The 13495-nt window shown below is 67.2% G+C and carries 12 protein-coding genes; 8 read left to right on the top strand and 4 right to left on the bottom strand.

The genetic code is table 11. From position 1 onward, the window contains the following. The first annotated feature begins 167 nt into the window (after positions 1-167). From BLS74_RS03060 to BLS74_RS03040, 5 genes are read left to right on the top strand one after another with little or no spacing between them, the layout of a single operon-like run. Positions 168-1430, top strand: a complete 1263-nt coding sequence (locus BLS74_RS03060; RefSeq protein WP_139191617.1) for a CHAT domain-containing protein — start codon at positions 168-170, stop codon at positions 1428-1430. Next, the gene (locus BLS74_RS03055) at positions 1427-3073 is read left to right on the top strand and encodes a hypothetical protein (RefSeq protein ID WP_093102872.1); all 1647 of its coding nucleotides are present in this window, start codon (positions 1427-1429) and stop codon (positions 3071-3073) included. The genes BLS74_RS03060 and BLS74_RS03055 overlap by 4 nt, the downstream gene beginning before the upstream one ends. A 10-nt stretch (positions 3074-3083) precedes the next feature. After that, the gene (locus tag BLS74_RS03050) at positions 3084-3461 is read left to right on the top strand and encodes a GYD domain-containing protein (protein ID WP_093102871.1); all 378 of its coding nucleotides are present in this window, start codon (positions 3084-3086) and stop codon (positions 3459-3461) included. A 13-nt stretch (positions 3462-3474) separates the two neighbouring features. Beyond that, complete coding sequence (locus BLS74_RS03045) at positions 3475-5598, top strand: TCAD7 domain-containing protein (protein WP_170855483.1); 2124 nt, start codon at positions 3475-3477, stop codon at positions 5596-5598. 21 nt (positions 5599-5619) lie between these two features. After that, positions 5620-7140, top strand: a complete 1521-nt coding sequence (locus tag BLS74_RS03040; RefSeq protein ID WP_093102868.1) for an esterase/lipase family protein — start codon at positions 5620-5622, stop codon at positions 7138-7140. Positions 7141-7174: 34 nt separating this feature from the next. Here the strand turns inward: BLS74_RS03040 and BLS74_RS03035 are convergent, their stop codons facing one another. From BLS74_RS03035 to xdhC, 3 genes are all read right to left on the bottom strand, one after another. Further along, complete coding sequence (locus tag BLS74_RS03035) at positions 7175-8503, bottom strand: glycerate kinase type-2 family protein (protein WP_093102866.1); 1329 nt, start codon at positions 8501-8503, stop codon at positions 7175-7177. A 34-nt stretch (positions 8504-8537) separates the two neighbouring features. Beyond that, positions 8538-9743: a urate hydroxylase PuuD gene (locus tag BLS74_RS03030; RefSeq protein ID WP_093102864.1), complete on the bottom strand. Its 1206-nt coding sequence runs from the start codon at positions 9741-9743 to the stop codon at positions 8538-8540. Between the two features lie 171 nt (positions 9744-9914). Continuing rightward, positions 9915-10721 carry a xanthine dehydrogenase accessory protein XdhC gene (gene xdhC / locus BLS74_RS03025; RefSeq protein ID WP_093102863.1) on the bottom strand — a complete coding sequence of 269 codons (807 nt, stop codon included), beginning with the start codon at positions 10719-10721 and terminating at the stop codon, positions 9915-9917. 53 nt (positions 10722-10774) lie between these two features. On the opposite strand from xdhC, the gene BLS74_RS03020 reads away from it, so the two are divergent. Continuing rightward, a complete protein-coding gene (locus tag BLS74_RS03020) occupies positions 10775-11311 on the top strand; it encodes a hypothetical protein (RefSeq protein ID WP_093102861.1) in 537 nt (178 codons plus the stop codon). Here the strand turns inward: BLS74_RS03020 and uraH are convergent. After that, positions 11296-11646 carry a hydroxyisourate hydrolase gene (gene uraH / locus BLS74_RS03015; protein ID WP_093102860.1) on the bottom strand — a complete coding sequence of 117 codons (351 nt, stop codon included), beginning with the start codon at positions 11644-11646 and terminating at the stop codon, positions 11296-11298. The genes BLS74_RS03020 and uraH overlap by 16 nt on opposite strands. A 74-nt stretch (positions 11647-11720) precedes the next feature. Here uraH and BLS74_RS03010 point away from each other — a divergent pair, with 74 nt between their 5' ends. Continuing rightward, positions 11721-12395: a GntR family transcriptional regulator gene (locus BLS74_RS03010; protein ID WP_093102858.1), complete on the top strand. Its 675-nt coding sequence runs from the start codon at positions 11721-11723 to the stop codon at positions 12393-12395. A 5-nt stretch (positions 12396-12400) separates the two neighbouring features. Beyond that, entirely contained in the window at positions 12401-13336 is a 936-nt protein-coding gene (gene puuE / locus BLS74_RS03005; protein ID WP_093102856.1) for an allantoinase PuuE, read from the top strand. Positions 13337-13495: the final 159 nt, after the last annotated feature.

Below are 13495 nucleotides of genomic sequence, written 5' to 3'. Positions count from 1 at the left end.
CTCCGGCCGTTTGCCATAGCCCGGCCGATAGCTCCCTCCCCAGTTTGAAGGATTGTCACCGGCGTTTCAAAAGCGCACATTCGCTGCCAGTCTGCGGGGCGCTCGATCTCGCACCGGCCTGAGCAGACCCCCTGTCCGGGTTTGGTCGTCACGTTGTGGGGCCTCTCATGACAACAGAGACGCAGTACGAGAATTTCGATCTCCGCATCTGGAGGGAAGGCGATCGCTACCTCGCCGAGGTATCGAATTCGCCGGCAGGCCCGTCGGATCGCGTCGTTCTGCGGTGGCCGTTCGGCAACGAGCCGCACGACGTTCTTCTGCTGAAACTCGAGAACGCGATTCTCCGGGGCCGAGGGAGCCGCGGCGGACTGATCTCCGGCGAAGAAAAAATCCTTCGCGAGTTCGGCGCCGAAGTGTTCAAGGCCGTCTTCCGCAATTCGGACTCGGTGGCGCAGAAGTTCATGAGCAGCTTCGACCAGCTGCGCCAGCGGCCGAACACGGGACTGCGCCTGAACCTGCGCGTGGACCCACCCGAGCTCGCAATGCTTCCCTGGGAGTACGTGTTCGATGAATCCACCAAGACCGACAGCTATCTGTGCTTGAAGAACCTGTCTCCTCTGGTGCGGTTCATGGGCAATGCCGACGGCCCGGGACAGGTCCATATCGACAGGCCGCTTCGCATCCTAGCCATGATTGCCAATCCTGGCGGCGAGTGGGAATGGCTCGATACCGAGGCCGAGCGCCGCCGCATGGAAGAGGTGCTGCAGGACTCGAAGCTCCCGGTCCACTTCCGATGGGTGCTCGGCGGCACACCCGACGACCTGTTCGATCTGATGCTGCAAGGGCCGTGGCACATCTTTCATTTCATCGGGCATGGAGGGACGGATCGCTACCTCGCCAGCGAGGGGGCCTATCGGAGCGAGGGCTTCGTGGTCATGCAGGACGGCCTGGGCAGTCCGGTCAAGGTATCGGCCTCCGAGCTCGGGGTGATTCTTGGCAACGGCAATGTCCATCTCGCGGTGCTCAACTGCTGCGAGAGCGCGCGTGGCAACTCGTCTTCGAGCACAGGCGCCGCACTGGTGGACTCGGGCATTCCGATGGCGATCGCCATGCAGTTCGCCATCACCAACATCGCGGCATCGCGTTTTTCCGGGATGTTCTACAAGTCCCTGAAGACCGGCGCGACCATCGAGAAGGCGCTCACCGTGGCCCGGCAGTACATGCGCCTGCAGTCCAGCGTCGAATGGGGGATTCCGGTCTTCTTCACCCGAGCCGGCTCTTGCGTCCTGTTCGAGCCGGCGGCCGTAGGCGCCATGCAGACCGAAGGTCTGGTCGCCCCCGCGGCCGGACCGGCCACGGCTTCGCCGCCGCCCTTGCAGATGACGAAGGCACAGGAAAAGCTCAGGGAACTCTGGGGGCTGTCCTCATGAGCGGCGCAGATGTTTTCGCCCTGGCATTCGCCGTCGCGATGACGATGCTGATGGCGTCGGTCGGCTTCAATCGGCCGACCTGGGCGCGCAGCTACACGACGGCTGCGCGCTACCGGATGGCTTTGACGGCCCATGTGGTGCTGTACGTTCTGCTGCTATTCACCGTCTACGCGTTCCTCGCGCGGCTCACAGCCGACCCTGAAGCGAGCGGGCCGTCCGACCGATTCTGGGTGCTCTGGCTCTCCCTCGCTGCCGTGGCGTGTGTCCGCGCCATTGCACCGATCGCGAGGCGCGTGCGGAACTGGTTGCATCGCCTCGGCGACATTCCTTCGGGCGCCGGACGCTTCGCGAAGTTTCTTGCCGAGACGGACTTCGACGCCAACGAGAGCGTCCATGCGCAAGCCAGAGCGCTGCTCGTGGCGCGCGGCATCGACGCAGAGCGCGACTGGCTTCCCCTGGCGCAGCCCATGCACCGGCTGTTGTCGAGGACGACGGAGCTCTTCATCCAGTTGCGCGCATGGGAGGAAAAACCGAGGTTCGCGGGCTTCAGCCGCGAGGCGAAGAACGAACTTTTCAGACTGCGCCAACGCTTCGATCGACTGACGTTCCGCGTGTCCCGCGCGCTTGCGTTCATAGAGCAGCTGGGCGAGATCAAGCAAGTGCTCTCCGAGCGGGCCGCCGACTGCCCGGAACTGGACGACCGCCTGAGAAAGCTGGTCAGCGACACGATCGCGGACGTCTGCGATGACATCAGCCTGTTCTATCGCGATACCTGCGTGCTGACGGCCAGGGGCATCATGGCGACGGAAGCGACGCGCCGGGGCCGAGATGCCGCGATCTCCCGCCTCGGGTTCACGCCCAAGAACAGCAAGGCGTCGAACCCCTACCGCGCGCTGCTCTATGCGGCTTGCCTGCTCTACATCGGTCTCTGGATCTTCTTTCTGGTCGTGCCATCGGCCCGGCCGCCCAAAGGCACCGACCTGCCCTTGGCACAACGCATCCCGGTCATCACGCTGATCGTGCTCGGGTCGCTGGCAGTCGCGATCGTCCCGAAGCTGCGCTGGGGATTCGCCAACGGCGGATTGCATCGGGAGACGCCCTGGGCCTTCGTCGTGCTCGCGGGCGCGTGCGCCGTCGTGTTCTCGATCCTCGTCAATCTCGCCGCGGGTGCGTTGTTCCTCGGCGGCGCAGACGGCGCTTGGCTGCGCCTGACTGCGGGCGCGCCCTACCTCCACTCAGGCTTCTTCACCGCCGGCACGGTGGCATGGCTGGTGCAGGACCATCGCTGGACGGCCGTGACCTCTCCGCGCGCGCAGCGTCTGCGCGACGCCGCCGTACTCGGACTGGCCTGGTTCGCTGCCTCGCTGCTCGCGGCGTTCCTGCTCACGCGTTCCATGGACGGGTTCATCCGCTGGACGACATTGGCGTTCGTCGCTGGAGGCTTCATCTTCGGTTCCCTCATCGGCTACCTGATTCCGCACCTAGTGCGCAACGATGGCCTGCATGGACCGAACGCCGCCTTGCTGCTTCCAGCGTCCGACTTCGACGTACTCCATGAGATGAAGCCTGCCGCCGGCATCCCGACCGGTTTGAGGAAGCAGCCACCGATCGAACAACGGGTCGTCGACCAAGTCTCTGCCTGAGGAGCGCAACATGCCCATGTTTCTGCACCAGTGGTGCTACAAGGACCAGCAGATCCGGCAGATGCTGGACGATGTTGAGGAAATCGACCGTGCAGAGCTCGTCCGCACAGCGATAGAAGCCTTCGGTGGTGCGATGCACAGCTTCTTCTACTGCTTCGGCGAGTACGACGGGGCGGCGATCTCGGAATTCGCCGACGAGACGACGGCACTGGCCTGCGTCATGTCGATTTATGGACAGGGACGGGTCTTTTCGGTTCGGACCACGCCGCTGTTCTTGCCGCAAAACGGCATGAAGGCCATCCGGCTGGCGCAGACCATCCTGAAGTCCGACAAGGCGCGCGACAGTGCCGCTGCACCGAGGAGCTCCAATGCTGCGACCGGCCATTGACCTGGACGCGGAGATGACCGCATCCGAGGTGCTCAAGCGACTCGCACTCAACGGCTTCTGGGTCGACGCGACGCAGCCCGACGCCCGCGCCAGGCTGGAGCGTGTGAGCGCCGCCTCGAACCGTCCGCTCGATGCCGTCGCGCGCAGCCTGGCGCGCGATGCGCACCGCTTCGGCGCCGCGATCAGGCGGCAATGGGGCACGCATGTGCTCTGGTATGCGCGCGCGCTGCAGGAGGTGCTGGAGCGCTGCGCCGCGGCGCAGGCGAGCGAACTGCTTGTCGACGTGCTGGCCCTGCACGAGCCCGACAGCAGGCCGCCGGTCGAATGGGCGGACAGCGGCATCCTCCTTTCGAACAGCGTCGTGATGGACAAAGGCCAGCCGATGGCCGTCTCTCTGGACGACGACAGCTGGCTCCCTGCCGCGCGCCCGGGGTCGCCGCAGGCGGCCGAGCTCGCGACGCGCTCCGGCCCCGTGGGCGCTGCGCCCGCGGAGCCCCCGGCACCCGTGCAGGCTTGGCCGCGCATCGAAGCGCCCAGTTGCCAACCTGCCGCGCAGCCCTTCGACGTGATCGTCGGCTTCGGCGCTGCGCAGCAGGCTGGGCTCATCGGCGGGCCGGTCGCGCTGCCCTTCGAGCCGGGCGTGGAAGCGCTGGACCTGCGCATCGAACTCTCGACCGGCACGGGCGTCGAGGCGCTCGAGGGCTGGAGCCGCGATCTTCGCGTATCAGTCAACGACGTGAGCGCGGCGGAAGTCAGCTTTCGGCTTAGGGGAACGGAGCCGACCAATCGCGAACGCGCGTGGCTGACCATGCTCGAGGTCCGCTATCTGCTCGCCGGAACCGTGTGCGGCACAGCGGCGCGTCCGCTCGTGATCCTGCCGGCCGCCGGCCCGAACCAGCCGGCAGGCCCGGGCTTCGGCACCGCTTGGCAGGACATGCCCGTCACCGCGACGCCGGTGACGCTGACGGCCGACGCCCTAGCGCCCGACCTGACGATCGAGATCACCAAGCCCGATCGCAACGCGTCCAGCGGCCACTATGTCTGCCAGCTCTCTTCGCCGCACGAACTCGCCACCGAGCGCGGGCCCTTCCCGATGGATCTCGGCCAGAACGCGAAGACCTTCGCCAAGAGCCTGGTCGAGGATGTGCGCCAGTATTCGGGCGGCGCACTGGTGCAGAGCGCGCTCAAGAGCATCGGGCTTCTCGTTGCGGAGAGACTGCCTCCGCAGGCCTTCGACGCGCTGAGTGAACTGGGCGCCAAGCTCGCGCCCGACGCCGTGCCGGCGGTGCTGATCACCAGCGCCGAGCCCTACGTTCCATGGGAGCTCGCCTGGATGGAGACGCCCCTGGACGCGAAGCGGCCCAGCTATCTCGGCGCCCAGGTCCTGCTGGGACGCTGGCTACGCGACAACGACATGCCACCGTCCGGCGCCGCGAGGAAGGTCGTGGTCCCACGGCCGGCAACGCATCCGCTTTCGACGCTGAACGTCAGCAACATGGCGGTGATGGCGGCCTGGTACAAGGCCGAAACCGGCCTTCGCAAATTGCCCAAAGCCGAGGACGAAGCGAAGCTGCTGGCGACCACCTACCGCGGCGTTCCGCTGGCCGCGAGAGCGGAAGCGCTGACCCAGCTACTCAACGCCACGCTGATGCGCGACTTCGACGCCATCCAGGTCCAGGCGGTGCATTTCGCGGGCCACGGCGACTTCGATCCGAACCGGCCCGACGGCTCGGCCCTGTTCCTGGAAGACGGAACGCCCCTGCGTTCATTGCTCTTCCGCTCCGCGAACTACGGCGGCGAGCGGCAGCCGCTGCTGTTCCTGAACGCCTGCATGCTCGGCATCGGCGGCGAGCTGCTCGGCGACATGGCCGGCTTTCCCGGCCACTCGCTGCGCGGCGGCTTCGGCGGCGTGCTAGGCGCGTTGTGGGAGGTCGACGATGCCATCGCGCATGACGTCGCGCTGGAGTTCTGGCAGCGGGCACTACCGCCGTCGCCGGCGCGCGGCGAGCCTATCGGCGCGATCCTGCGGGAACTGCGCGCCCGATACGCCGGCGACGCCATGTCCTCGCCGGTGCCCACGTATCTCGCCTACGTGTACTACGGCCATCCCCGATTGACGCTGCAGCGCGTCCCATGATCTCGGTCCAAGGAGTTGCTCATGTCCATTTCACTCGACGGTTCCGCCCGATCCGTTTCGCTCGGCCCGGGCTACGCGCTGCGCACGCCGGGGTGGCGCGGCACGGCCGAAGTCCACGCGGGGGGCGCGACGACCACGCGCTCCGCGATGCGAGGGCTCGACGGCGGACTCGACGCGCTCGAGGCCGCGCTGCGCGAGACGCAGGTCACCGAGACGCGCCAGATCGACCTGACGCTGCAACCCGCTCACGGCACACTGGCCGCGGGAACCCTGCGCAGCGCGCAAGGCGCGGCCGAGATCGAGCTCGACGTCCCCGATGCCGGCCCCGATCATGGCCAGTTGATGCTGTCGATCGATGACGCCGGCGCGCTGCGTTGGCACCTGCCCGTCGGCGCCGGCACGGCCGCACCCGTGTCGCGGGGCGCGGGCGGCACCACCCGTTTCCGGATTCCTGCCGCCGCCGCGCCTGCGCCTTCCGGCGCTCCCGCATCGGCGCCCCAGCGCAGCCTGTTCGGCGTGCTCGGGCGCAAGCTGCTCAAGGTGCTGGTGTATCCGCTGACGGACGGAGTGACGGGCGCTGCCGTCGACTTCATCGCCAAGCACTGGGAAGAGCGCAAGCGTCCTTATCGGCTGCGCCGCTTCTCGCCGCAGGACTACCAGGTGAGCGAGGCGACGATCCCGAGCGCCTCCGATCTGTCGGCCATGGCGGCGCAGGGGCCAGTGCTGCTGTTCGTCCACGGCACCTTCAGCACTGCCCATGGCGGCTTCGGCCAATTGCCTCCCGCCACCATGGCAGAACTGGATCGACGCTACGGCTCCCGCGTGATCGCCTTCGACCACCCGACTCTGAGCGACGACCCGCGAACCAATGTGGAATGGCTGCTGTCCCGGCTTCCCGCGTCCGGCATGGAGGTCGACATCGTTTGCCACAGCCGCGGCGGCCTGGTGGCGCGCGTGCTGGCCGAAGCACCGGCATCGTTCGGGCTCAGTGCCGGGCATATCAAGGTCCGGCGCATCGTCCTGGCTGCGGTGCCGAACAACGGCACCCTGCTGGCCGATCCCGATCACATGGTGAACATGGTCGACCGCCTCACGACGGCGCTCGCCCTGTTCCCGAGCGGACCCGTGACGGAAACGCTGGAGGCGCTAATCACCGTCATCAAGGTGCTCGGCCATGGGGGTTTGAAGGGACTGGATGGCCTGGCGAGCATGTGTCCGACGGGCAGATTCCTTGACGCGCTCAACGGCGGGGGTGGGCAGCCCGGCGACTACTTCGCCATCGCGTCGAACTACGAACCCACGGATGCCGGGCTGCGCGGCCTCGTTTCCGGAGCGGCCGACAGCGTGCTCGACCAGGTCTTCGGCGACGCGGGCAACGACCTGGTCGTTCCGACGGATGGCGTCTACCAGAAGAACGGCAATGCGCGCTTCCCCTTGCCCTCGCAGCGCGTGCTGCTGTTCAACGAGCCGCAGGGCGTCATCCACACGCAGGTGTTCCAGCAGACTTCGGTGTCCGAGAAATTGCTGAACTGGCTGTCGTGATGCCGGCCGGCTCGAAGGGCGATGCCAATGACGTCTACAGCACCAGCAAGGCCCGGAAGTCGTTGACGTTGGTGTGCGTCGGTCCCGTCACGCAGAGGTCGCCGATGGCATCGAAGTAGCCGTAGGCGTCGTTGCGGTCCAGGTGGTCGGCGAGCTTGCGGCCTGAGGCCTCGGCGCGCGCCAGCGTGTCGGGGGTGACGAAGGCGCCGGCATTGTCTTCAACGCCGTCGATGCCATCGGTGTCGGCGGCAAGAGCCCACACATTTTTCTGCCCGGCCAGCGCGCCCGCGAGCCCGAGGCAGAACTCGCCGGCACGGCCGCCGCGGCCCTTGGCCTGGCCTGGCTGGCGCGGCCGGATCGTGACGGTCGTCTCGCCGCCCGAAAGAATCACGCAGGGCTTCGCGAAGGGCGCGCCGCGCAGCGCCACCGCGCGCGCCAGCGCGCCGTGCACCTTGCCGACCTCGCGCGATTCGCCCTCCATCTCGTCGCTCAGGATGTGGGCCTCGATGCCTGCCGCGCGCGCCACGGCGGCAGCGGCTTCGAGCGATTGCTGCGGCGTGGCGATCAGGTGCGTGGCATGGCCCTTGAACACCGCGTCGGCCGGCTTGGGCGTTTCGAGCGCGCCGCTTTCGAGCTGCGCGCGCACCGCGGCCGGCACCTCGATGCCGTAGCGGTCGAGGATGGCCAGGGCGTCGGCGCAGGTCGTCGCATCGGGCACCGTGGGCCCGCTCGCGATCACGGCCGGGTCGTCGCCCGGCACGTCGCTGATGGTGAGCGTGACCACCTGCGCCGGCGCGCAGGCCGCGGCGAGCCGGCCGCCCTTGATGCGCGAGAGATGCTTGCGCACGCAGTTCATCTCGCCGATGTGGGCACCCGATTCGAGCAGTTGCTTGTTGATGCGCTGCTTGTCGGCCAGCGTGAGTCCTTCGGCCGGCAGCGTGAGCAGGGCCGAGCCGCCGCCCGAGATCAGGCACAGCACCAGGTCGTCGGCCGTGAGGCCTTCGGTCAGCGCGAGGATGCGCTCGGCCGCCTTGAGCCCGGCCTCGTCGGGCACCGGATGCGCGGCCTCGACGATCTCGATGCGCTGCGCCACGCCTTCGGGACGTGGCGGAATGTGGTGGTAGCGCGTGACGACCAGGCCTTCGAGCTTCGCGTCGGCCGGCCACAGCGCCTCGAGCGCCTGCGCCATCGAGCCACCGGCCTTGCCGGCGCCGAGCACCAGCGTGCGGCCCTTCGGCGGCTTGGGCAGGTAGGGGCCCATGCTGGCGAGCGGCAGCGCGCGTTCGACCGCGGCACGGTAGAGATGTTCGAGGAATTCGCGCGGCGCGGAATGGGGATCGGGTACGGGATTTGTTGGCTTCATTGCGAGTGTCTCCAGGCCCGATTGTCCACAGGCGCTAATTCGTCTTTGCGCCGGTCTCGAACCACTTGCCGATCAGCGCGCGCTCCGCGTCGGTGATGCCGGTGGAATTGTTCATCGGCATGATCTTCGTGACCACCACCTGCTGGTAGACGCCCTGCGCATGCGCCGCCACCTGGTCGGGCGTGTCGAGCCGCACGTTCTTCATCTGCACCTGCGCGCCGTGGCACATGTAGCAGCGTTGCTCCAGCACCTTCTTGACGTCGCCGAAGGCCACCTTCGGTACCGCGGCGCCCGCCACCGGCGCGGCCGCGGGCTCGGGCCGCATCCAGACGATGGAAAGGCCCAGCACCACGACGCCGACCATCGCATAGGGCAGCGGATTGCCCGCGTTGCCGAGCTTGAAGCGATGCCGCACCACGAAGAACTGCCGGATCGCCGCACCGCCGAGCATGATGAGCAGCAGCACGATCCAGTTGTACTTGTGCGTGTAGGTGAAGCTGTAGTGATTGCTCAGCATCGCGAACAGCACCGGCAGCGTGAAGTAGGTGTTGTGCACGCTGCGCTGCTTGCCGCGCTCGCCGTGGATCGGATCGACCGGCAGGCCGGCACGCAGCGCCGCCACGTTCTTGCGCTGGCCCGGGATGATCCAGAAGAACACGTTGCCGCTCATGGTCGTGGCCATCATCGCGCCCACCAGCAGGAAGGCCGCGCGGCCCGCGAACCACTGGCAGGCCAGCCAGGTCGCGAATACGATGAAGAGCGCGACCAGCACACCGACGATGGTGTCGCCGTTCTTGCGCCGGCCGAAGAGCTGGCAGATGCCGTCGTAGACCATCCAGAAGACGACGAAGAAGGCCAGCGCCACGCCGATTGCGGCGCCGGGCTGCCAGTCCATCCTGGACTTGTCGATCAGGTAGGTGCTCGCGTTCCACAGGTAGGACATGGTGAAGAGCGCGAAGCCGGTGATCCAGGTGGAGTAGCTCTCCCAGTAGGACCAGTGCAGGTGGTCCGGCAGCTTCTTCGGCGCCAGCGCGTACTTCTGCATGTTGTAGAAGCCGCCGCCATGCACCGCCCACTGCTCGCCGCCGACGCCCTTGTCCAATGATTCCTGGTCCTGCGGCTTCTCGAGACTGTTGTCCAGCATCACGAAGTAGAAGGACGCGCCGATCCAGGCGATGGCCGTAATGACGTGGACCCAGCGCAGCAGCAGATTGGCCCAGTCGAGGTAGTAGCTTTCCATGTGCTCAACCTTGCATTGGCCTGCTCACCACTGCGGGCGCTGTAAGCAGAGAGAGTGCCGCGAACGCAGACCCTCGTGGGGGCCTCGCTCCGCTGCGGCTTGTGGACTGGAGTGTATACACTTTTTAGCTGGAGTTCGAGGGTTTTCTTCACGCAGCCGTGCTGGAAAACCCTAGCTCAGCGATTGCAACAACTGTGCCGCCACTGCCACGGCAATGACTTCCGGCTCCTTGCCCGTGATGCCCGGCACGCCGATCGGGCAGGTGATGCGCGCCAGCTCGTCGGCCGTGAAGCCCCTCGCCTCCAGCCGATGGCTGAAGGTCGCCCACTTGGTCTTGCTGCCGATCAGGCCGACGTAAGGCAGGTCGTTGCGCGCGCGCAGGCGCTTCAAGCAGGCGATCACGATGTCCAGGTCCTCGGCATGGCTGAAGCTCATGATCAGCACCCGCGAACCCGGCGCGAGCTGCGCCACCGCGTCCTGCACCGGCTCCGAATGCTCGGTCTCGATCTGCGCCGGCAGCGCATCGGGGAACACGCCGTCGCGGCTGTCGATCCAGCGCACGGTGAAGGGCAGTGTCGACAGCAGCCGCGCCAGCGCCGCGCCCACGTGGCCGCCGCCGAACAGCGCCACCGGCTCCAGGTGCGCGAGCAGTTCGCCCTGCAGCGCCTTCGCGTCCGATGCCGCGATGCGGCGGAACGAGAGGAACACCACGCCGCCGCAGCACTGGCCCAGGCTCGGGCCCAGCGGATAGCGCCGCACGCCTTCGATGGCCGCGCCGCCGGCAAGCCAGGCGCGCGCTTCCTCGGTGGCCTGGAACTCGAGCTGGCCGCCGCCGATGGTGGCCGTGAGTCCCTCGGCCCAGACCGTCATCCAGGTGCCGGCTTCGCGCGGTGCCGAGCCTTGCGTCTTCTCGACGCGCACCAGCACGCCCTCTTCGCGCGCGAGCCGTGCGAGCAGTTCGTCGACCATGCCGTTCATGAGCGATACCCTCTGTAGTGGGAGCGCCTTGTGCGCAAGGTATAAATCCACTGATGGATCTGCAACTTTTCACGCCGCTGCGCCGCGCCCTCGCGGCCACCCTGACGACCGCACTCGGCCTGGCCGGCTGCGGCACGCCCAGCCCCACGGCACCGATCACTTCGACGGTGCCCGGCCAATTGACCCGCGCCGTTCCCGATGGCTCGACGGCCCACGCGATGCCTAGGCCGTCGAACGCAGCCAACGCCCGCGAGTACCGCCAGGACGCCGCGCGCCACATCTATGCGCGCAACGGCGCACGCATCTACAGCGGCAAGCTGCCGCCGCTGCTCTATGCGGTCGGCACGCTGCAGGTCAGCCTCGACGCCAACGGCAAGGTCGTCTCGATGCACTGGATGCGCGCGCCGAAGCACGCGCCCGAAGTGATCGCGGAGATCGAGCGCACCGTGCTCGAAGCCTCGCCCTACCCGGCCGCCAGCCGCATCGGCAAGTTGGTCTGGACCGACACCTGGCTGTGGGACAAGGGTGGGCATTTCCAGCTCGATACGTTGACCGAAGGCCAGCTCTCTTCGTTTCAAGATCCGCGGTAGGTGGAGTAGCTCCAAGGGCTCACCAGCAGCGGCACGTGGTAGTGCTGGTCGGTGTGGGCCACGCCGAAATCCAGCGACACGCGATTGAGGAAGTTGGGCTCGGGCAGCTTCACACCCTTGGCCTTGAAGTACCCCGCCACGTCGAACACCAGCCGGTAGGTGCCGACCTTCAGCGTGCTGTTGTCGTAGAGCGGTGCGTCGCTGCGGCCATCCGAATTGAGCGTGAAGCGCTTGACGAGCGTCGCCTGCTCGCCGTCGGTGGTGAACAGCGCGACCTCCATGCCGGCCGCGGGGCCGCCGTGCATGGTGTCCAGTACGTGGGTGCTCAAGCCCATGGTTGTGCTCCTTCAAGGCATTCGGGAAATTCCGGTCGACAAAAGTGTATACAGTTCTCGGCTTTGGGTCTATCATGAAAAACATGGACTCGACCACGACCCGCGCCATCGTCGACGCACTCACCAAAGCCATTGTGGAACACCGGCTGCAACCCGGCAGCAAGCTGGCGGAACAGAAGCTGGCCGACCACTTCGGCGTCTCGCGCACGCTGGTGCGCCAGGCGCTGTTCCAGTTGTCGCAGAACAAGCTGATCCGGCTCGAGCCCGCGCGCGGCGCCTTCGTCGCGGCGCCGGCGGTCGACGAGGCGAAGCAGGTGTTCGCGGTGCGCCGCATGCTGGAAGCCGAGATGACGCGCGCCTTCGTGCGCAGCGTGACACCGGCCAAGATCAAGGCGCTCAGGGAGCATGTGGCGCTCGAGAAAGCCGCGGTCTCGGGCGAAGACGTTTCGGGCCGCACCGAGCTGCTCGGTGACTTCCACGTGCGCATGGCGGAGCTCATGGGCAATGCGGTGCTGGCGCAGATCCTCGGCGAGCTGATCTCGCGCTGCGCCCTCATCACGCTGATGTACCAGAGCGCGAGCGCGGCCGAGCACTCGAACGACGAGCATGCCGACATCGTGAAGGCGCTGGCCGCCAAGGACGAAGAGCTCGCGGTGCAGCTCATGACCGAGCACCTGCTGAACGTCGAGGCCAACCTCGTTTTCGACCGCAAGGTCCCCACCCACGACATCAGCCTCGCATTAGCCTGAAGCGCATGAGCACTTACGACACCACCCTGCCCTACCCGCGCGACCTGGTCGGCTACGGCCGCAACCCGCCCCATGCGCAATGGCCCGGCCGCGCGCGCATCGCGGTGCAGTTCGTCCTCAACTACGAGGAAGGCGGCGAGAACTGCGTGCTGCATGGCGACGCGGGTTCCGAGCAATTTCTCTCCGAGATGTTCAACCCGGCGAGCTTCCCCGACCGGCACATCAGCATGGAGGGCATCTACGAATACGGCTCGCGCGCGGGCGTCTGGCGCATCCTGCGCGAGTTCGAGAAGCGCGGCCTGCCGCTCACCGTGTTCGGCGTCGGCATGGCGCTCGAGCGCTACCCCGAGGTCGCGGCCGCCTTCAAGGAACTGGGCCACGAGATCGCCTGCCACGGCTGGCGCTGGATCCACTACCAGAACCTCGACGAGGCCACCGAGCGCGAGCACATGCGCCTGGGCATGGAAGCGATCCAGAAGCTCACCGGCGAGCGCGCGCTCGGCTGGTACACCGGCCGCGACAGCCCGCGCACGCGCCGCCTGGTCGCCGACTATGGCGGCTTCGAATACGACAGCGACTACTACGGCGACGACCTGCCCTTCTGGATGAAGGTGCAGAAGACCGACGGCAACGTCGTGCCGCAGCTCATCGTGCCCTACACGCTGGACTGCAACGACATGCGCTTCGCGCTGCCGCAAGGCTACTCGCACGCCGACCCCTTCTTCCAGTACATGAAGGACAGCTTCGACGCGCTCTACGCCGAGGGCGAGGAGGCGCCGAAGATGATGAGCATCGGCATGCACTGCCGCCTGCTCGGCCGCCCCGGCCGCATCACGGCGCTGCAGCGCTTCCTGGACCACATCGCGAAGCACGACCGCGTGTGGGTGTGCCGCCGCCTCGACATCGCGCGCCACTGGAAGGCGACGCACCCATGCACATGACTCTCCCCCAGGCTTCGCCCACTTCGTGTCGCTACGCCAACCCCCTCACCGGGGGCGACACCAGCGGGCCGGCAAAGCCGGTTCCGCGGTGTCCCCCGAACGGGCCTGGCTGCGCCGGCCGCTCTTTTCATGTCCTGCGCTATGGCGCCATGGAGTCAC

It is taken from the genome of Variovorax sp. CF079 (genome assembly GCF_900101545.1).
In the GTDB taxonomy this organism is placed as follows: Bacteria; Pseudomonadota; Gammaproteobacteria; order Burkholderiales; family Burkholderiaceae_C; genus Variovorax.
Note: the sequence above shows the minus strand (reverse complement) of the source record. Positions and strands in the feature narration are given on the sequence as shown.